The organism is Salegentibacter echinorum, assembly GCF_900129445.1.
Taxonomy (GTDB): Bacteria; Bacteroidota; Bacteroidia; order Flavobacteriales; family Flavobacteriaceae; genus Salegentibacter; species Salegentibacter echinorum.
This window is the reverse complement of sequence record NZ_FQVT01000026.1, coordinates 1-21,064: the sequence shown is the minus strand read 5'-3', so window position 1 is coordinate 21,064 and position 21,064 is coordinate 1. Positions and strand designations below refer to the sequence as shown.

The window sequence follows — 21,064 nt, the reverse complement described above, 5'->3', positions numbered from 1 at the left end:
ATACCGGAAGGCTTTTCCGATTGGACTCTTGGGAAGGATTAGCTGATGCTTCATCTGAGCAAACATCCATTTCCCAAATTCATTGATAACGGGTAGTGCTTTTTCCAGTCGCAGGGATTTACGCTGGTCCGGATTTAAGTTATCCTCTCGTGCCTGGGCTTCTACCGCATAGAGTTTCTGGATGAAGGTCAAAGCTGTTTCAGCACGCTCCCTATCATTATCTTTTGCTTTATCAAATTCCCTTCGGGCATGGGCCCAGCAGTTTAGGTGGGTAACCCCTTCACGTTTTCCGATTTTATCATACACGGCATAGCCATCACTTTGAAGGTAGCCCTTAAAATTAGCCAATACATGATTGGCAGCCTCTCGGCTACGCCCGGGCTGGTAATCAAAGAGTACGCTGCCATCCATTGGGCAATGATGTACCCAATAATAGCCTTGATGTGTTTTTCCCTTTTTAGCCGGGTCCATTACCTTTATGGGTGTTTCATCACTTTGCAGATAGCCTTTGGATCGAATATCTTCCAACAGGTGCTGATAAAGGATGTCGATGATTTTGAGGCTTTGCCGAGTCCAGCCTTCCAAGGTGGAAGATGCTATAGGGATGTTGGCTCTTTTAAAACGTTGGAGTTGCCGGTACAGCGGAAGGTGATCTTGGTATTTATCGACCAAAATAGAAGCCAATAACCCGGCTCCAGGAACACCCTTTTCGATCACCCGCTCGGGAAGTTCCCCGATGACCACTTCGTCTTTACTTTTAGGAGCATACTTATAGCGGATATAGCGTTTAATATAGTATTTGGCAGGCTCGTATTCCAGCTCATCGGTTACTTCTTTGCCAATACACACCATATCGGTAATATCCTCTTTCGGATAGATATCAATCTCTTCTACCGGAAGATGGCTTGGTAATGGCATTCTTCCTTTATGTGCGGAAGTTTTCTTGCGGCGCTCGTAAGTGAGCTTTTCTTTTAACTCGGCTTCTTGTTGTTCCGCCTTTTCCGGCTCCATTTCAAAAGGAAGGCTCATCTGGTTTTTATCCCCCTCGAAGCGTTCTCTCTTTTGACCAAATGCCAGGCGTTTGTAATATGCTATCTGAAATTTCAGATCAGCAATTTTATGCTGTGCTTTTTTAACTTCTTGTTCCTTTTTAGAAACACTTTTTTCAGCTTTCCCCCTCTTTTTTGCCTCCTTCTTCAGGAGTGCCAAAAGCTGGTCTTTAGTAAGGTTTTCCAAGGGTTCTTGCATAGCGTAAAGATACAAAAAACCCCTGTTTTAAACCTACTGCAAACCCTTGTTTTTACTGGGTTCTTATCACTTTTTTATCTTGGATACCTTAGTTTCTGATGGGCCTTTTTCACCTGTAGTCCTTCTACCATAAGTACCAGTTGGGACCAGGTAATTGTGGAGGAAGTTTCCTTGAAAACCGGCGGGGTAAAACTGCCTTGTTCCAGGCGTTTATAATACAATACAAAACCCCCGGCTTCCCAGTGCAAGAGCTTAAGATGAGTACGGTTACGGTTCAAAAATATAAAAACATCCCCACTAGTGGGTTCCCTGCCCATCTCGTTGTTTACCAGTCCGCTCAAGCCATTAAAGGATTTTCGCATATCACAGGCCTTTCGATAAAAGTAATAGGTATGGAACGAGCTTAATGCAAACATTAATAAAGCCTGATAAGTTTACTAATTAATTCAAGTTGAGAATCCTCCAGTCTTAACCTGATCCCATTGGGATAAATGAGTTCCAGACTTCCAGTTTCGACTTTAGGACTGATGGTTATAAAACCACTAGTTTCTGGTGATTCCTTCCCAGCTTTCTTTTTCTTCCAATAATAGAAAGTTGAGGGGACAACACCTTTTGTTTTACAGAAGTTTCTTGCGTTTAAAGGGCTATTTTCAAATTCATCGATCAAGGCAAACATTTCTTGTTCTTTACTCATGGTAGTTATTTTTGAGCAAAGCTATATACAGGATTGCACTCTAGCAATACGTGCTTGGTGGGATGGATACACTTAGTATTGGTTTGGTCAAGTTAATTATTTTCTTTCTAACGCTACCGTTTATTGGCGATGAAGCTTCTTTGTTATCTATTGGCCTTAATTATAATTCCCTTTTGCCCATTCTATCGTCGGTTCAATCCATTCCTTTAGTGGTTTAAGCAAGAATCCATGTCCTAATCCGGTACTTAATTCCACTTCTTTAAAGTGCCTGATTTTACAACTTGAGTTTTCTTTTCTTTTAATTGCTGAAACGCCAAACGGGTCGCTTTCTTCATAAATGGTTAAAATATTGCCGCAATAATTTATTTCCGGTATAGCTTCCAAATCGGTATTCCTATAACTTGCCACAAAAACAAAATTTAATTTGGGGTTATTTGCGAAAGTTGAAACATATTGCGCTATATAGCCACCTTTTGAAGTTCCTACTACTGTTATTTTTTCAGGATCGGTTCCATTTGAAATCAAACTGTCTATTTGGGTTTCAATTTTGAGAGCATAGTTTCGAGCGTTCACATTGCCGTTCCTCTTTTCACTAATGACTTTTAAACCTTCTTTTTCAAATTCTTCTAAGATTTCTTCATACTCGATCCTCCCAAATTCTGGATGCGATTCATCAAGGCCGTGTTCTTCCAAAAAGCGGTTATGTAGAAAGAAAATAAATCTGTCATCGTTTGATTGTCCGCACGCATATAATGTGGAGCAAAAAACAAATCTAACTAATAAGATGCTTTTCATTAAACGATGATTTTTTTCAAATAGTGGGCAACTGCCGTGAGAAGCAGATTTAGGAATGCAATTTTTTCGCCTTAGTATTTGTTTGTTGGTCAAATCAATTATTTTCGTTCAACATTGCCTTCTATTGACCAGGATTCGTCTATGCTGTATCAAGTCCAGGCTTGAAACCTTCTTAGGAAATAGATAAATGCAGAATCTCTCTTTCTAAATCATTAATGCAATAGTCAAAATTATTAGTTTTATCAAATGAGAGCTTTTCAGAAAATTTATTTCTTGCTGTATTGTAAAAATTTCTAAGAATGAAATCAATAAAAATATAAGGAGTTATTGGTTTATGTAAAGGTATTCTGCAATTTTTGTATTGACCAATAGTAAGATGTGAGGAGGGATGATGTATCACTTCATGATTTGAAGGATCAAAATCAAACCTTAGAGGCGTAGTAATTATATTTTTATGAACAATATCCGCGTAGATTTCATCTATTTCATATAACTCACTATTATTCTGAAATTCTTCCAAACTTGGAGATGGAAAAAAAGCTAAGCGATATTTTTTTAAATTCTGCTCATTATCAAAAGAATACATCATTTGAATGAGTGCTCCATCGATTAGTTTGACATTATAATTTTTTCCGTCTCTTAAAATATCATAAATGTCCGCATAGGAAATATTTCTTAAGGAAATAGATATATCATGATTCCCAGATATATAAATCAAACCGTCCTTTTCAGCCGGAAAATTCTGTTCTTCAGATAAATTAACTTCAATTAAACTAGAAGTAACGTCGTTGATTTGGTTGATAATCTCAGCCTTCGTCATCATAAAAGGTTTCTCAACTTATCAAGAAGCTCTTGTGGTATATCTTCTTTACGGATTTTACCTTCACTTAAATCTTTTAATAGATCGCCTAAATTTTGTTGATTCTTCTGAATCCTATTTTTCTCTTGGGCGGACATATCTCTATTTACTATATTCATATGTTTCCGCTCTTCTTCTGTCGGGTACTTAAAAAATAAGGCAAAATTATTTTCCTTTACTTTTTCAAATTCACTTTTCAAACCGGCCATATCATTACCATATCCACAAACTTTAACCCAGGCTTTACTCCTAGTCATAGCTGTAAATAGAATATTTCTTTTTTTAGCAAGTTCAACCCCTTCAAAACAATATTGTGAGTTTATAATATAAACCATGGCAGCTTCATTACCTTTGGCCCTATAAATTCCAGTAAATGTAATGGTATCTTGATTATAAAAAATATCAGGAGAATCAGTTACTCCCGCCAAACTGGAGTTAATTCCTTTATCATATAACTTTTTCCTGAAAGCTCCTACAAGTGATTTAGTTGTTAGCGGGTTAGGGTTGATTACCATAATATCATCTAATCTAAGTTCTTCCTCCTTAATATTCTTAACTATCTCATCAACTACGTAATCAACTTGATTTTGATTATTTTCAAAAACTTCAAATTTTATTAAATCATCTACTGGGGAATGGTCAGAAAGAAAGTCTGGACTGGTTTCACTATTTCTTTTTAATTTAACTTTTTCTCCTTCTTCTAATTTCCCTTCCAAAACATTATAACCGATATCCTTCCATAATTCTGAATTCTCAAACATTTGTACCAAACCTGATTCTCTATAAATCCCAAAACCAAGGGCATGTGCGGTCGTCAAAATCTCTAAAGAATTTCTATAACATTTATAAAGAATAATATCCTGTTTTGGTTGATTCTCCTCATTAATCAATTTTACTAATGGTTCACCATTTTGATCATTACCAAAAATCTCTTCGGGTGACGCCATTGTTTTAGTGTTTAAACTTTGTAATTCATCATAAGCATAAACAAGTCTCTTTGGGTCTCCAAGGATATTGTAGCAAATCTTTAAAAAATCCTTTGAAAAATCCTGAGCTTCATCTATAACAAGAAGGTCATATTTTTTCCTGAATTCAGGAATTTCACTGAGAGCCTTTTCACAAACCTTGTCGAATTCTTTACCATAAATTGAGGTTAAACTTTTTGCAACTTTAAAGTCATAGAATTCAATATTATATTCTTTACATAGATTAAAATATATTCCTTCAGAGGATGGAGTACCCCAGGCATGAATAATATCAATATTATCCCAATTAGGTTCTTCATTCAAATGTTCATAACTAAATAAGGTTATATATTTTCTAAATTGATCTTTTAGCGACCTAGTATTAAAAGTAACCGCTATTTTCCAATTTGGATTTTTCGCATGTAGATATGCAACTTTTAACGCTAAGATTATTGTCTTTCCGGATCCAGCTAAACCTCTTATTCTTTGAACTCCTTCTACTGTTTCAATTACAGCTGAACTTTGCTGACTGTCTAAGTTAGCGATTGAGTCTTCAAGATTTTTAAGTTTACTTCCTCTGGATGAATTCTTTTTTAAATATTCTCTAGATTTATTTTTTCTTATAGAAGTTATTGATTGAAGAACTGAAAGACTTTTTTCGTAATAAGTAGAGTCTTCTGAATCCAGTGATTCAATATACTCTTTCAAGGAGGCATTATCAATAACACAATTATGATCTTCGCCTATTTGATTAGCATTTTTCCAGGCAGGAGCATATGTTACAGTTTTAATGTCAATTGCAAGTTTTCTTTTCTTCGTTAAACTTGTATGTTGAAGTAATTTAGATGCTAGTTTGGTGTAATTTTCATCTTGAATTTCAATATAGTTTATAGCATTATCAGTTCCTTCCACAATATTGAATACTACCAAGCCGGTTTCTTTAGTCAATAATAGTGCGTCAATCTGAAAACCTCCTTGAGAAGTACCAATTATTGGATATCCGATATATAAAGTGCCTTCAAATTTTGATTTAATTGGTTCGAAGAAATTTATAAGTTGTCTCGAAGATTCGGGTTTATTTTTTATATCCCCTCTTACAATATTTAATTGACTCATTTATGATTTAAATTTACTTGTAAGACAAAAATAGAGAATAAATATTGATGCCAGATAATTATCCACTGGATTACACACAACTCGTTATATTCTGATTAAATTTAAACAGAGATAAGCCAGGACAAACCCAATTTTAATGCCTATAAAACTTTAAATTAAAAAAAAATTATGAAAACCATACAGCGAATTATTTCCCGTCCAGATCTTGATAGAATTTTTTAAAATCAAAATCAATATTAAATAAATCTTTTGGGTGTATCCTTAAGCCAATTGCAATATCGATCAAAGTGGTTAGCTGACAATCAATATTATTATTGGCTACATCACTAATTCTTGCTGCTGTAGTATGGCACTTTCCTGATATCTCGTTATAAGATATATCTCCTTTAATTTGTTTCAATCTACCTGCAATTAATGTTTTAATTTCTTCCGTTTTATTGTCCTTCATATTTTGCTTTTCTGCAATTTGAAGGATCACGGTAAAAATTTTATTACCGAATACGGTAATAAATAAAATAATTTATTATATTTACCTCATATTATTATATTTGCGAAACTTCTTAAAGTAAAATATTAGAAGCATTCGCTTTGAATCTCGACTTGAAAACTGGTAATTTTTAGTACACGAGATGATAGGTGAAATGCTCACGACCCGGGCGTGAGCTCACTTATTGTGTACAAGGTATACCAGTACCTCAAGTCAATAAGTTGAGTTTTCACGCCTTTTTTGTTTTTGAAAACCAAGTCGTTTCTCTTCATAATTTCAAAGTGATTTTCTACAATTTTTAAGTTCCGCAACACCAAAATAACTGTTTTGGTTATCTAAAAGTTTGTCTAATCTTAAGCTTGTTGCGGGACAGGCCAAAATTTTTACAATCCCGTGGGTGCTGTGATACCCTATATTTTTTACAGCGTGGGTTGGGAAAAGCCCCTAAAAAGGCTTTGGGAACATTAGTAATAGGTTTACAATTTCGGCTATAGGGAGCCGGAAACCCCTTTGTTTTTTAAAAAATGTATTGGGGACTATTTGAATTAAGCTCAAAGCCTTCCCTTACTAAAGATTGGCGTCTGAGTAGGGGAGGCCTAAGCTTAAGTAAAACAATGTTTCACTTAAATACCACACAAAATTATGAAAAATAATTACTCGCGCCTTAAATGGATGGCACTAATTATTATAGTCGGGATATTCTTCTTCCTGTCCAAAACTGCTAATGCAGCAACTAGTACCCTGCCACTCTTTCAACAACAGGAAGTTTCAGGTGTAGTACAAGATCAAAACGGCCTTCCTATTCCGGGGGTAACTGTAACTGTTAAAAATACTAATAGGGGAACAGTAACTAACCTGGATGGAGAATATACCATCAATGCTCCGGCAAATGGCACTTTAATCTTCTCCTATTTAGGATATAAAACTGTAGAAATCCCGGTAGATAACAACGAAGAAATTAGTATTCAATTAGAAGAGGATATTGCTGCCCTTGGCGAAGTAAAAATTAATGCTGGTTATTACAATACTACAGAACGAGAACGAACTGGAAATATTTCGAGAGTTACTGAAGAAGAGATTGAAAACCAACCGGTGGTGAGTCCCCTGCAAGCATTGCAGGGAAGAATGGCGGGGGTAGAAGTCACCTCTGGGGGTAGCCATCCCGGTATGGCACCTACGATAAGGATAAGAGGAACTAACAGCTTACGGGAAGAAGGAAATTACCCATTATATATTATAGATGGTGTTCCTATCAATGCTACACCGGTAGAAAGTAATTCTTTATTGGGGAATACAGGAATAGATCCATTAAACAATCTAAATGTATCCAATATCGAAAGTATAGAAGTGCTAAAAGATGCCGATGCCACTGCCATTTACGGTTCACGGGGAGCTAATGGGGTGGTTCTGATCACCACCAAAAAAGGTGGGATTGGTAAAATTGAGCTAGAGGCAAAAGCCTATACGGGTATTTCCACTGTTCCTAATAGGCTTGATCTGCTAAGCACACCTCAATATATACAAATCAGAGAAAAAGCATTTGAAAATGATGACACTGAACCTACCGAAAGTAATGCCTATGATCTTTTAATTTGGGATCAGAATAGATATACTGACTGGCAGGAATTTCTCTTTGGGGGTAATTCTCCGGTAACAGACCTGAATCTTTCCGCATCAGGGGGAAGCGAAAATACCTCTTTTCGTATAGGAAGTTCATACCATAATCAGGGTACCGTATACCCCGGAGCATATGATTACAGTAAATTTACCGCAGGTTTTAACTTGAACCATATTTCTGATGATAAGAAGTTAGATATCAATCTTTCGGTTAACTATGGGGAAGATATTAATAAGTCAGTAGGAAATGTGGATCTTTCATCGGGCACATTCCGCTTGCCTCCAAATGCTCCTTCAGTTTTTAATGAGGACGGCAGCCTGCATTGGGAAGAATGGACACAGGTAGGCTTAAATAACCCCCTTCAAGGTTTTTATAATAATAGCGAAACTCAAACAACCAGATTAAATGCAAACTTAGGAGTTTCCTATCAAATCATTGCCGGTCTAAGGTTTAAAGCAAATTTAGGATACACCAGCTATCATAGCGAGGAATTATTAAAAATACCCAAAAAATCTTATAATCCTAGCTCTTGGGAGTCTACCGAAAATCGGTCCAGTCATTTTCAGTCTAATAGAAAATCCTACATAATTGAGCCACAACTAGTTTATAGTGATAAAATTGGAGAAGGAAAGATTGATGCCTTATTAGGGGTGACCTTTCAGAAAAGTATGAACAGTAGATTAGGCATACAGGGCTTGGGGTATGTGGCGGAAGCTTTGATAGGTAATCTAGATGCTGCGGAAACTACTATTAATGGTACCAGTAGAAACATCGAGTATAAGTATAATGCTGTTTTTGCACGTTTAGGCTATAACCTGAAAGAAAAATATTACATCAATCTTACCGGAAGAAGGGACGGCTCTTCTCGTTTTGGTCCCGGAAAGCGGTTTGCAAATTTTGGTGCCGTGGGGGCCGCCTGGCTATTTTTGGAAGAACCTTTTTTAAAAGATAGATTTTCGTTTTTGAGCTTCGGTAAAGTAAGGAGTAGTTACGGAACCACCGGAAGTGATCAAATCGGGGATTATGGATACCTTGATGCTTACGAGGCTACCAGTGGTCCAGGAGGAATATACCCCGTTCAACTGTCCAATCCTGATTACTCTTGGGAAGTAAATAAAAAATTAGAAGCTGCTATCGAACTGGGATTTGTTCAGGATCGGATTAATGTAGGAGTAAGTTGGTACCGAAATCGGTCTTCTAACCAACTTGTGGGATATGCTTTACCGGCAATGACAGGGTTTACCTCGGTTCAGGCAAATTTACCAGCTACAGTGCAAAATACAGGTTGGGAGATCGAAGTATCATCACGAAATATCAGTTCCAATGATTTTACCTGGCAGAGCTCGTTTAATTTTACTTTACCAAAAAACAAGCTCCTAAGCTATCCGGATATCGAACAGTCTTCTTATGTTAATACGTATAGGGTTGGTCATCCACTTGATATATCATTACTGTATCAATACGAGGGGATTGATACGGAAACCGGATTGTATAAAGTAACTGATATAAATGAAGATGGTAGCTTCGATTATGAAGACCGTGTAGTCATACAGGATCGGACCAGAAGCTTTTATGGGGGCTTGAATAACAATTTAAATTATAAAAATTTTTCCCTTCAATTTTTATTTGATTTTGTAAAACAAGAGGGAAGTATTGGTTCCCTTTTTAATGCCGGGACGTTGAATAATCAGCGTTCCGAAGTGATGCAAGCCCTTGATAACGGAAGCAGGTTTCAAAGAATATCTCGTTCCCTGGAAGCTTCTTCGGCATATTCCCGTGTTTTGCTTTCAGGATTTCCATTAGAAGATGCTTCCTTTTTACGATTAAAGACTATTTCTCTTGGATATACCCTACCTGCCGATATAATGCAAGTATTTGGAGCAAGATCTTGTAAACTATTTCTTAGCGGTCAAAACCTATTTGTCATCACATCGTATAGCGGTATGGACCCGGAATTACCGGGCCTGGGTACTTCTTTTGCAGCTTTGCGTACCGTAAGCGGTGGAGTACAACTTAATTTTTAAAATGGAAAATATGAAACTAACAATATATATCAAACGATTCATAGTAATTGTAATCTACTGCTGCATATCTTCCTGTGAAGATTATGTTGAAATTGAAGCCCCCGATCACAAAATAGGAAGTGAGGTAATTTTTAATAATGACCAAATCGCTAGGAGCGCTATGACGGGTATTTACAACCAAATGAGCTTTGCCTCTCTCACTTCGGGTAGGCTTGGCAGTTATACGGTTTTAGGCGATTTATCCTCTGATATTTTAGAATTAAGAACTACTTCTTCATCTTTTCAGTCCTACCTGGAATTTCAAGAGCACGAAATCCAACCTTCGAATCTCCAAAACCTTAATCTCTGGTCTGGTGCTTATAACCTCATTTATATGAGCAATTCACTTTTAGAAGGCTTGGCCAGGTCGGAGCAGATTACAGAAACGGTTCATAAACAACTGGAAGGAGAGGCAAGATTCGTGAGAGCTTTTACTTATTTCTACCTGGTTAACCTATACGGGGATGTCCCTTTATTACTTTCGACCAATTACAAAGAGAATTCCCTAAGTGGCCGCCATCCCATAACGGAAGTTTACCAACAGATTGAAATGGACCTTAATGAGGCAGCGGGACTTTTAGGTGAAGAATACTTAAATGGCGAACGCACCCAGGTAAATGCCTTTGCAGCAAAAGCTTTATTGGCCAGAGTATATTTATTCCAGGAAAAATGGGAATTGGCTGAAAAGCTGAGTAGTGAAGTAATCTCACAGTCGGGCACCTATGAAATTTTGGATAATCTGAATGAAGTTTTCTTGGCAAATAGTAGGGAAGCCATTTGGCAGATATCCCCCATAGGAAAGGGAAGCGGATCCACAAATACCAATGAGGGTTCGGTTTTTATAATTCACCCTTCACTTCCTGTTTTATCACGCATAAAATTATCTGAAGATTTTGTGGGGCACTTTTCAGATACAGATAATCGAATGAACCATTGGATTGCTTTTCATCAGAGGGTGAGTGCCTACCATCCTTTTAAATATAAGATAAGAAATAGTTCGGAACCAGTAACCGAATACTCCATGGTACTTCGATTAGCCGAACAATATTTAATTCGTTCGGAGGCCCTGCTTATGCAAGGAAAATTAGACGAAGCGATAGCGGATGTTAATATCATTCGTAAAAGGGCAAATCTGGACCTTATTGAAGAAACTAATCCATCAGTGAGTAGGGAAGAATTGATGGATATAATCCAGGAAGAAAGATCAAAAGAGTTGTTTGCTGAATGGGGACATCGTTGGTTGGATTTAAAACGTACCAGAAAGGTTGATGTGCTATCATCAGATAGTCCATTATGGGAAAATACAGATGTATTATACCCCATACCGGAAGAAGAACGTATCAAAAATCCAAACCTTGAACAAAATCAGGGGTATTAGAGCTTGAGTCCCTTTAAGATATATAAAATGAGAAAACAAATATTACTTCTAATTATAGCTTTTTTGTCCCTATATGACGCCGGTGCTCAACCTATGGAAGGCTCAGGGGAAGATATCGCATCTTTAGACCCAAGTATACGTTATGGTCGCTTAGCCAATGGTTTTACCTATTACATAAAAGCTATCCCGAAGTCCAATTCAAACCTGACTTTGAATTTGTATGTCCTGGCGGGTAATCTTCAGGAAGATCAGCACCAGCTTAATATTGCCCATGCGGTGGAACATATGGCTTTTAAAAGTTCTAAGAACTTTCCCCACGGTATTACCAATAGCAAACTTCAGGAGAAGAATATGGGAAGGTATGATATTACTGGAAATACGGGAACAAGAATGGTTCAATATGCATTTAACGTCCCTAAGGATAATCCAGAAATACTAGGAAAAGGCTTAGTGTGGTTCAAAGATATAGCCAATGGCCTTTTGCTGAAAGAGGATGATATTAATCAGGTTCGTGGTGAATTAAGAGAGGAATTTATCTTAATGAATGGTACCGCTTCCGATGACCTTTTTGCAGAGGCAAAGTTAAGAGCAGCTCTATTTCCCGGGGTAAAACCCCTGGATGATTTTTTTATACATAATCAAAAATTCAAACCGGAGAGCCTTAGAAAATTTTATAAGGACTGGTATCGTCCTGAATTTATGGCAATAAGTATTGTAGGAAATATTAATAACCCAGACCACCTGGAAAAGTTAATCAAGAGACATTTTTCCAGTATTTCTACCCATAAAAAATCAAGAGAACTTGAGGACTATGACGCTCTTTACTATGATCGCCCGAAGCAATTTAAAATTGTGGAGCGAGGAACCGATACGGTAAACCAACGCTTCAATGAATCCGTTGCGTTTCAAATGGTATTCAGGGATTCGACAATACTATCACAGTTGCGTACTTTAGATGGGGTAAAACAATTAATGAAATTACGGTTGTTAAAGGATGCAGTAGGCCTTCGCATCAAAGAAGCCACAAATGAATATAATGCTTCTAGTGCCAGTGTTATCAATTTTTTCGATCAATTTGATTTGCCCCCAGCAATGGCCGTAACGATTACTACAACTAACGAAATTAAACTGGAACTACAAAAAATAATCGAGGTTCTGCATCAAATGCAGCATTACGGATTAGAAAAAACGGAATGGGAATACCTAAAGAAGGAACAACTTCTCTATCTGGATAAAAAGAATAAGGAAGACAAGCGATACTGGATAGAGGGAATAGCTCGTCATTATAAATATGGTGAGGCATTCCCATCCAATAAATTTGAACACTTAGAAAAATGGCTATCTGGTTTATCGCTAGATCAATTCAATAAATATATTTTTGAGTTTCTTTCCAAAACACCGGAAGATATTGGAATTATAGCTCCAACAGGAGATAAAGTTTTATCCCATACCGAAAGCGAAATCCGCTCATGGATAAAAGAAGCTTACCAGAAAATGCCAAAGATTTATAAAGTTCCGGTTATACCTGAGAGATTCATGAGTCCTGACGAAACAGCAAAATTAAGGAAGAAGAATTATCTAGTGAGAGATACAAAGGTTCCTGGTGCTCGAGAAGTGATATTAAATAATGGGGTTCGGGTGGTCATGAAGTCCTACACCCCCACCCCTGGATCCTATGCTGATAAAATTATGATTCAAGGTTTTAATACTTATGGGGCATCATGTTTTATTGAAAAAGACCACTATTCTACCCTACTTGCACCACAAATCGTAAAAAATTCAGGAGTAGGAACTATGGATAAGTTTTCGTTACAACGTATGCTAGAGAATACGAGCCTCCAGGTATCACCCTATATTGGGTACGACGAAACGGGTATTAGTGGACGTACAAGTATAGGGGATTTAGAAAAAACCCTTCAACTAATTTATCTTTATTTTACTTCACCTCGTATGGACACCATAGCCTTTGAGGACTGGAAGCGAATGGAAAGGACAAACTACCACAACCCTAATTCCAGTAGTATCATTTCAACTGATTTCTATTCAGCTATTAGGAAGGCAACCGGAGATCATGTTATTAAAAGAGGACCTTTGGGTAGTGCAACTAGGGTACTTGAAGGTACCAAACGTTTTGAAGGTGTAGAGAAAACAAATTTGAAAGTGGCCTATGAGAATTATAAAAAGCTTTTTAGCCGTGCCGCTGATTTTACTTTTTTAATCAGTGGAAAATTTGAGGTAGATTCAATTTTACCCATAGTTCAAAAATATTTGGGCAACTTGCCTAATAATGACAATCGCGATAGTTGTTCTTCCTTAAGAAAAGTGACTGATATTTCAACACAAGGCCCATTTTTTGAAAAAATCCTGACCCCGGATTATTATTCCATAAAGAACCATAAATATTCCTTGCGATTTATACAGGATATTAATGCAGAAAACTGGAGGGAACAAATTAGAATACAAGCTTTAGGCGGAGTTCTGCGCGAAAAAGCCTGGGCTTTACGCTATGAGAAAGGCTATGGCCTGTACCATATTGGAGCCTTTGGAATATTCAACAAGGATATGAATCGTTATGAAATAGGCTTTAATTTTAATTGTACTCAAGATGATTTGCCGTTAATACAAAAAGAAGCCAGGCAGATTATCGCAGAAGTGAAATCCGGCTCAATTACTGATAAAAGGTTCAAAAATGGGCTTAAAAGAATGCACTCTATTTATAAAGAAGAAAAGGCGTATAAATCCAGGAAAATGCAGGAAAGATTATATGAACATTACCGCTATAGCAGTCCCTGGCAGGACCCCATAGAAGTAGAAAAGTATGTACAATCTCTAACCATTGAGGATATAGTGGAAGTTGCTAATAAATATTGTAAGCAGGAAAATCTATTTGAATTCGTTATGATTAATGATGACTAACCAAAAACAAGATCCATCGGTGGTTAATGTCAAAGGTAAAGAGGAAAAAGCATACCGGAAACGGGTACCGGTATGCTATCTCAGTTCTCTATATTTATTCATATAGTCTAATGACTCCTCCACTACCTTGTTTTAAGGTATTGAGATCTTCGTCATCATAAACCAGATACTCTGGTCCTTCCGGTTCCAATTGAACTCTACAATTAATATCCCCTTCACCACAATTAAGCTCCATATCTATGGACTGGAAATCACCGTCGATTATAATATAGTCAGTGGAGGGATCATCTTCCATTGAAGAAGTCGCAAAGCTAAATCCAATGGCAAAAATCACTGCCATTATCGGTAAAATCATTTTTACATATTTCATAATATTAAAATTTATAAGTTAATAAAAAATGCCGTTGTAAAGCAGGAAATCGGCTTCGACCTGCATCATCGCGCAATAATATTTTTGATTCTAATTATTTGTATTATTTTCAATTGTAAAACCTGTTGGGTGTAATTAAGTGATTTTAATTTTTATGTTGTTAATTGGTCTGTCAAATATAAACTTATTGATGTATTGAACCATTGTCAACGCTGTTATCTTAGCCAGTATTCTAGTTTTGAACCCTTCAAAAGACTTGGCGTAGTTGCGCCTTATCATAAACTGGTCACACAACTGTGAGAAGAGGGTCTCGATCCTTTTTCTGGATTTTCTGAACACATAGGGTTGCTTCTTATATCCTTTCTGGTTTCTTCTCATAGGCGTTTCAAGTTTAATTTTGGCTGTCTCAAAGAGGTCTAACTGTTGATTGGATGAGAGATAACCTTTATCTCCCAGCAACAAGCAATCGCTAATCTGGTACTTTACATCCTTGAGCATATGTATGTCGTGTACATTTGCCTTGGTAATGTCCAACGAATGAAACACCCCCGATAATGAGCAGACCCCATGAAGCTTGTAGCCAAAGAACCAACTGCCTTGCGAGGCACAGTAGCCCTTTTCTGGGGCGGTGGCAAAATCTTCTCTGCATATTTTTATCCGCAGGTGCCGTGCGAACTTGCATATTTCCAATGGCATACTGTCGATGAGAAAGCAATTCTCAAACTCTAGGAAAAAAGCTGCCAGCCTCTGCCGGACGACTTCATTAAACCCAAAGAGCGCCCTACGTCTCTTATTAAACTGGCTCCTTTCCAAAAGGTTCTTGATATGGGTATCATCAATATTTTCAAAAAGGTTATTTTCACTATCGATGGACATATATTCAGCTGTAAGACTGAGCGCAACGACTTCGATGTCACTCATCTTTGGTGGCCTGCCAACCTTTGGCCGATGAGTTGTTTCAATATTCAAAGAACTTAGAACTTCTAATACTTTTTGGTAATTTATTGCTATATTTGACATAGATATTGGTTTTGTTTAGCGACTTTAAGATACTGAAATTCAGCATCTTAACCAATATCTTTTTTTGTTTTATTCAACTAAATAGTTTCACCCAACGGGTATTGTAAAGATTGTAAATATTACTTATCCATAATTTTAGTTGTCTTGTCAAAATCCTCAGTATACTGTTAAAATTTATTGTATTTGAGTTGCTGTTTTGAAATTTGATGGATTTTGACCTGTTATGCCTTTGAAATTTTTAGAGAAATGCGGGTAGGAATTAAATCCCATTTTAGCACTGATTTCCTTTAATGATAATTCTGTGTTTTCAATTAAAAATTTTGCCCGTTCCACGCGCTGTTTAGCATGGTACTTAGAAACTGATAAACCATATAAGTCTTTAAACCCTTTTCTAACTTTATGGGCGTTGGTGTCAAATTTTTGTGCAATGGTTTTTTCGGAAGGAAGTATAATGTCCAGATTATTCATAATGTAGATATGAACTTTTTGAAAAAGCAGTTGATCCGTTCTGGAGTAAAACTTTATATTGGAATTCTGGGATGGGGTAAAAGGTGTCTTGTTATTTTTGTCCCGGATGTCCATATGAAAACTATGCACCATTATTTTGTTTTCATTGGTTGGAGTAGTAAAGGATGTAATTACCGTATGCACATTGATTTTGAGATGTTCATCGAAACGATAATCCAGATTGCAGGATATTGCTGTATTTGGTTTTCGATTAAGTTTGTCCAGAGCATTTCGCCATTTACTTTTCGAACTTTCTACCAGTATATTATTAAAGGCTAGGTTTAATATTAAATCTTTGGGAGGTATTTCGTTGTGGGGATGTTCAAAGCTAAACCCCCTAATTTTCAATTGCTCGTCCAGCAAGAAAGTTGCGGATTTTATAAAGAAGATTTCCTGGGTTCGGTTGAGCCATAAGAAAAGATGTCTCTTGGCGTTTAATTGTTCGGCCATCATATTAAATTGGGCAATAAGGCCTTCCAATTCATCGGTATGATTCGATCTTTTTATTTTAAAAGAGAAGTTTCCCTTAGCTATTTCACTAATCATGCGGTAAACACCTCGTAAATTCACTCTGTTAATTTCCCGTTCCATATTAAAAGATTAAAGTTATTATATCATTTCATTATTTATAGGGTTTTAAAAAAGTTATTGCGTGCATCCTATTTGTGAAGAATCTGCAGGGAATGGCAATCGGGTTGGTTCTAAGATAGAATTCACCAATGCGTGCTGCTAAAGGAATATCCGAAAAAAGGCTAAGTGCCTTGATATATACGATTCCCTCATGAAATAGAAATTTCAAGGCGGAGTTATCGAGACTCTGAACCCCACTAATGTTACAGAAAACTGGATATACTTTTCGTTCTTGAAATAGAAGCCTTTCCTTAACGATTGTTTTGGCCGATTCCTGGTCAAGTACAGTATTTGATTTAAAGGTAAAAAATAAAATACCCTCCCTGAGTTCCATCACGGCCTGTTTATTTTCAGAATAAATAGACATAACCAATGTGTGTATACCAACTTTATAATATCCTAATACACAGTTTATAGGGTTCACTGGATTTAGGAGAAATTCAAATATAAAAGAATCTTTTGTGATTTTTGTTATACATTATTGCAGTTGACTTGTCAATTATAAGAATTAAGAGTAATTAATGGAGATTTATAGATGAAATTAATGCTATTTTGATATAATTTGTATTTAAATGTGAGGTGAATAACTCTTCTCGCGATAAAATTTTTAACCCTACTATATCAAAAGCATATTGAAAATAGCCCAGCAACGGTTTTATTTGTTTTCCCTCAATACGAATCCTATGTTCGAGCAAACGATGACCACATTCACAGAACAGATAGAGCAGATCATCAATTCGGAAGAAACTTCGCTAAAGAAAGCCGAATTGGGGATTAGGCTGTGCAATAAAACGCTGACCAAACTCCAAGAAAGGGTAGCGAAGGAGGATTTTGAAGACGCCGCCGAAGAAATAGCGTTTTTTAAGAACATCAAGCCCATCCCGATGAGCTACCTGATCTACTTTACCGAAATCAGGACTTGCGAACTTAACATCCCCAAAGCCGGGATCGATCCAAAAATTCATTATTTAGAAAAAGAGGTAAAAAAGATCAACGAGTTTTTTACCCAAAATAATGACTTCGTCAATTATATGGAGCAGTCCTATAACTATCTTGATCACGTATATTTTACCAGGCATAATTTGGAGAATTTTCCTTTCGCCCCAACCATTAATTATTACCAATACCCTGAATTCTCTACCTCACACGATATGCTTTGGGCTAAAATACAGGCGATGTACCGGTTTATCCATTACATACGGGACGCGATACAACAATTAAAACCCGATAATATTTATATCGCCCAGCAAAATCAACCCAAACTATTACTGTGGACGGGGTCTAAAACTGCCCTGGTGGAACTTATTTATGCTTTACACGCAGTGGGCGATATCAACCACGGCGCCGTAGAACTACAAACAATAACCAGTGCTTTTGAAAGTTTTTTCAATACGAAATTAAACACGTATAAAACATACGCAGAACTTAAAGCCAGGAAAGGCGATCTAACCCAGTACCTGCATAAACTTATTGTTCACCTGGAACACAGAATGCGACGCGATGATGAGCTCTAAGCAGCGGCTCAACCACCTAAAAACGTCTTCCGTTTACAAAATACTTCCTTTTAAACAAGCAACTTTTTACCTTTTCATACCCCTTACTTTTCTGTACTTTTTTTCGGTAGATGCTTCGGATTACGACTTTTCGAAGCAAGGACAGTAATAGGCCATTTTTAGAAATTTATGGCAATATTTCTAATGGTCAGCCCTTTATCTTAACGCAATTTCAGGCAAATATTACCAATGTTAAAGTTTATCGTAGTTACGATATCCCTTACGAAAGAATGCGCATAATCTTTATCAAATTCGTAGAACGAAAGTCAAACCAGGTCAGGGGCTATCATTTAAAAGGTTTACACAATTTGGTAGTCCCTTTCTTTAAAATCAATGTCTTATGCCAACAAGTATTATCACCACCGACGATCTTCGGGAATTCAAAATGGAATTGCTCGAAGACATTAAAAACCTTCTAAATCAGCAACAAGCTCCAATAAGTAGCAAGAAATACCTGAAATCGGCAGCTGTTATGGACCTCTTGCAAGTAAGTCCCGGAACCCTCCAAAACTTAAGGGTCAACGGCACCTTGCCTTACACCAAAATAGGGGGTATTATTTATTATGACGCCGCAGAAATTCAAAAAGTTATGGATGACAATCGCGTGCAACACGGACTAAACTTTTAAGCGATGAATTATATAAAAACACTACAAGCAGCTTTTGAAACTTTCTACGAGGATGACCGTTTAAACCCCAGTCATGTGAGTTTATATTTAGCGCTGTTCCAGGAATGGAACAGCACCCGTTTCGCAAAGGATTTTTATGTATGGCGCCGGGAAGTGATGCAAAAAGCCAAAATTGGCTCCAATTCCACCTACCATCGTTGTCTTAGGGATTTACACAAATGGAGTTATATCACGTATTTTCCCTCGAACAATCCATTTAAGGGAAGTAAGATCAAGATGCTGATTCTTGAAATCAACACGGAATTGGAACCGGTCGTACCCAGAAATGATGCTGAAGCGTCAAAAGCTTACAGTCCCGAATTAGAACAGCTCGCGGCACACTACTATCCCAACGATGAACCGGTAATGAACTGCAACCCTCCCAAAAATGAACAAGCAACAGCACGGGAGCGTCCCATTAATGAACAAGCTTTGAACCACTACCGTCCCAAAAATGGACAAGCGCTGGTATCTAATATAAACAATACTAAAACTATAAACATAAATAAACCAAATGACAGGCAGGCTGTTTTTAATTTTTTTGAAGAACATGGTTTTAATGCTGAAGAAGGAAAAAAGTTTTTTGAGTATTATAGTGCCAATAATTGGCGAACCCGAGATGGGGCAACGGTTCAAAATTGGCAGGCGTTGGCCAAAAATTGGATAACCCGCTCCAAACAATACCAAAAAAGAAAAAAAGCGGGTAAAAGCGTAGCCTCTCTTCAAAAGAGTCATCAGGATTGGGATCATTTAAAAACCTCTAATACTAAAAATTATGGACAACCCCTCTAAAATTATCGAAGGTGGCGTGGAATATTCCCTGGGGGAGTTTGATGGCAATCAAGTAAGCTACGATTTTTCAAAAATCCTAATTTACCTGGATGCTAAAGGCAAGTTGCTTTTTGGAAGAGATTTTAAAATCTACAAAAAGGATAAACCCCTGCTCTTAAAGTTGTGCTCTTATTTTATAAGGGATAGCCGAAGCTGTGAAAAACACGCCATAGATCTAAGCAAGGGCATTTTGCTCTCCGGTCCCATTGGCTGTGGAAAAACGAGTATCATGAAATTACTGCGCCACCTTGTTCCCAGGCAACGCCCTTATGAAATGATCCCCTGCCGGAATGTAACTTTTAGTTTTAACCATCTTGGTTTTAAAACCATTGAAGATTATGGAGATTCTAGATTCTATTGTTTTGATGATCTGGGCGTGGAACCGGCCGGAAGATTTTATGGCAAAGATCTCAACGTGATGGGCGAAGTTTTGCTTTCTCGTTACGAACTATATCTGGATACCAGGAATAAACTAAAAACTCATGCCACTACTAACCTCAATGCGGAAGAGCTCGAGAACCGCTATGGGAGTCGGGTACGAAGTCGAATGCGGGAGTTATTTAACCTAATTGCTTTTGAAGAGCACAGTCAGGATAAACGTAAATAAAGATTCAAAGCCAATCTATTTAACCTTTCCCCTGATTACCAGAGAATACTTTCTAATTCTTTTTAAAAGGCTTGATTTTTAGAATTTCCAAGATACAGCGTTTAAGAATAGCTTGAAGATTTTGAAAGATTTTATGCCATAATGTTTTCATAGTTAGCTTTTTAGAGGTTGCGTAAATGCTGATATACTATCTGTGCCAGGCTTTTAATGCTGGCAGGTCTTGATAAATAAAGAGCTTCATCCCAATTACTTAAAAACCCCAATTCCAAAAGAAGGGCAACAGCGGTACCAGTCGTTTCTCGTAACACCTGGAAGTTGTCAAACTTTACACCCCTGCTTTCAAAACCTAATTCTTTATTGAGTGCTCCCTGCAACTGAAAAGCAAACCAGACCGATTCGTCTGAGTATTTAAATTCTACCCCTGCCACATAAACTTCAACGCCCCTGGCGTTTGGATTATCGGAATGATTACAGTGCAACGAGATAAACAGATCAACATTTAGGGTAGCGGCCAACTTAGTTCTATGCGATAGGGAGATCAAGGTGTCGCTGTACCGGGTCAAGTACATATCGAGCGGATCTTCCAGTTCCTTGTTAAGCTTCAAGATTTCATTAGCAACATTCATTACAACATCCTTTTCCAGAATGCCATTGATACCAATTGCGCCAGAATCTTTTCCGCCGTGTCCTACATCTATAATTATTCTTTTTTGAGTGCCCATCTCTTGTCCAAAAACGAA

The 21,064-nt window shown here is 37.2% G+C and carries 19 protein-coding genes; 7 read left to right on the top strand and 12 right to left on the bottom strand.

Annotated elements, in window-relative coordinates:
- The 7 genes from tnpC to BUA71_RS17065 all read right to left on the bottom strand — a co-directional run.
- Positions 1–1,248, bottom strand: a 1,248-nt coding sequence (gene tnpC / locus BUA71_RS17095) for an IS66 family transposase (RefSeq protein WP_072881973.1), incomplete at its 3' end; no start/stop codon positions are given.
- Between the two features lie 74 nt (positions 1,249–1,322).
- Entirely contained in the window at positions 1,323–1,664 is a 342-nt protein-coding gene (gene tnpB / locus BUA71_RS17090) for an IS66 family insertion sequence element accessory protein TnpB (RefSeq protein WP_072881971.1), read from the bottom strand.
- Positions 1,664–1,942, bottom strand: coding sequence for an IS66 family insertion sequence element accessory protein TnpA (tnpA, locus tag BUA71_RS17085; RefSeq protein ID WP_072881969.1), 279 nt, complete (start codon positions 1,940–1,942; stop codon positions 1,664–1,666). Before tnpA ends, tnpB begins: the two co-directional genes overlap by 1 nt.
- Before the next feature lie 156 nt (positions 1,943–2,098).
- Positions 2,099–2,737 (bottom strand): alpha/beta hydrolase, encoded by a 639-nt coding sequence (locus tag BUA71_RS17080; protein WP_072881965.1) that lies wholly within the window; start codon positions 2,735–2,737, stop codon positions 2,099–2,101.
- A 172-nt stretch (positions 2,738–2,909) separates the two neighbouring features.
- Positions 2,910–3,560 carry a DUF2290 domain-containing protein gene (locus BUA71_RS17075; RefSeq protein WP_072881961.1) on the bottom strand — a complete coding sequence of 217 codons (651 nt, stop codon included), beginning with the start codon at positions 3,558–3,560 and terminating at the stop codon, positions 2,910–2,912.
- Entirely contained in the window at positions 3,557–5,677 is a 2,121-nt protein-coding gene (locus tag BUA71_RS17070; RefSeq protein ID WP_072881958.1) for a DEAD/DEAH box helicase, read from the bottom strand. The genes BUA71_RS17075 and BUA71_RS17070 overlap by 4 nt, the downstream gene beginning before the upstream one ends.
- A 187-nt stretch (positions 5,678–5,864) precedes the next feature.
- A complete protein-coding gene (locus BUA71_RS17065; RefSeq protein WP_139277121.1) occupies positions 5,865–6,125 on the bottom strand; it encodes a hypothetical protein in 261 nt (86 codons plus the stop codon).
- Between the two features lie 681 nt (positions 6,126–6,806).
- On the opposite strand from BUA71_RS17065, the gene BUA71_RS17060 reads away from it, so the two are divergent.
- Genes BUA71_RS17060 through BUA71_RS17050 form a run of 3 tightly spaced genes read left to right on the top strand, consistent with a single transcriptional unit; the run spans position 6,807 to position 14,139 of the window.
- On the top strand, positions 6,807–9,806 hold the full coding sequence (locus tag BUA71_RS17060) for a SusC/RagA family TonB-linked outer membrane protein (RefSeq protein ID WP_072881951.1): 3,000 nt from the start codon (positions 6,807–6,809) through the stop codon (positions 9,804–9,806).
- 10 nt (positions 9,807–9,816) lie between these two features.
- Positions 9,817–11,223, top strand: coding sequence for a RagB/SusD family nutrient uptake outer membrane protein (locus BUA71_RS17055; RefSeq protein ID WP_072881947.1), 1,407 nt, complete (start codon positions 9,817–9,819; stop codon positions 11,221–11,223).
- 27 nt (positions 11,224–11,250) lie between these two features.
- Entirely contained in the window at positions 11,251–14,139 is a 2,889-nt protein-coding gene (locus BUA71_RS17050) for a M16 family metallopeptidase (protein WP_072881943.1), read from the top strand.
- Positions 14,140–14,233: 94 nt separating this feature from the next.
- Here BUA71_RS17050 and BUA71_RS17045 read toward each other — a convergent pair whose 3' ends face one another.
- The 4 genes from BUA71_RS17045 to BUA71_RS18060 form a co-directional block, all read right to left on the bottom strand.
- Entirely contained in the window at positions 14,234–14,509 is a 276-nt protein-coding gene (locus tag BUA71_RS17045) for a DUF6520 family protein (RefSeq protein ID WP_072881940.1), read from the bottom strand.
- Positions 14,510–14,644: 135 nt separating this feature from the next.
- Positions 14,645–15,529, bottom strand: coding sequence for an IS982 family transposase (locus BUA71_RS17040; protein ID WP_072881936.1), 885 nt, complete (start codon positions 15,527–15,529; stop codon positions 14,645–14,647).
- Positions 15,530–15,703: 174 nt separating this feature from the next.
- Positions 15,704–16,627: a helix-turn-helix domain-containing protein gene (locus BUA71_RS17035; protein WP_072881935.1), complete on the bottom strand. Its 924-nt coding sequence runs from the start codon at positions 16,625–16,627 to the stop codon at positions 15,704–15,706.
- Positions 16,628–16,658: 31 nt separating this feature from the next.
- Positions 16,659–17,000 (bottom strand): DUF7793 family protein, encoded by a 342-nt coding sequence (locus tag BUA71_RS18060; protein WP_072881975.1) that lies wholly within the window; start codon positions 16,998–17,000, stop codon positions 16,659–16,661.
- Between the two features lie 364 nt (positions 17,001–17,364).
- On the opposite strand from BUA71_RS18060, the gene BUA71_RS17025 reads away from it, so the two are divergent.
- From BUA71_RS17025 to BUA71_RS17010, 4 genes are all read left to right on the top strand, one after another.
- Positions 17,365–18,180, top strand: a complete 816-nt coding sequence (locus tag BUA71_RS17025) for an RteC domain-containing protein (protein WP_245812624.1) — start codon at positions 17,365–17,367, stop codon at positions 18,178–18,180.
- 379 nt (positions 18,181–18,559) lie between these two features.
- Positions 18,560–18,847, top strand: coding sequence for a helix-turn-helix domain-containing protein (locus BUA71_RS17020; RefSeq protein WP_072881933.1), 288 nt, complete (start codon positions 18,560–18,562; stop codon positions 18,845–18,847).
- Positions 18,848–18,850: 3 nt separating this feature from the next.
- Positions 18,851–19,678 carry a hypothetical protein gene (locus BUA71_RS17015; protein ID WP_072881932.1) on the top strand — a complete coding sequence of 276 codons (828 nt, stop codon included), beginning with the start codon at positions 18,851–18,853 and terminating at the stop codon, positions 19,676–19,678.
- A complete protein-coding gene (locus BUA71_RS17010) occupies positions 19,662–20,324 on the top strand; it encodes a P-loop NTPase family protein (protein WP_072881931.1) in 663 nt (220 codons plus the stop codon). The genes BUA71_RS17015 and BUA71_RS17010 overlap by 17 nt, the downstream gene beginning before the upstream one ends.
- Positions 20,325–20,485: 161 nt before the next feature.
- On the opposite strand, the gene BUA71_RS17005 is transcribed toward BUA71_RS17010, so the two are convergent.
- A partial coding sequence (locus tag BUA71_RS17005; RefSeq protein ID WP_072881930.1) for an N-acetylmuramoyl-L-alanine amidase family protein occupies positions 20,486–21,064 on the bottom strand: 579 nt, incomplete at its 5' end.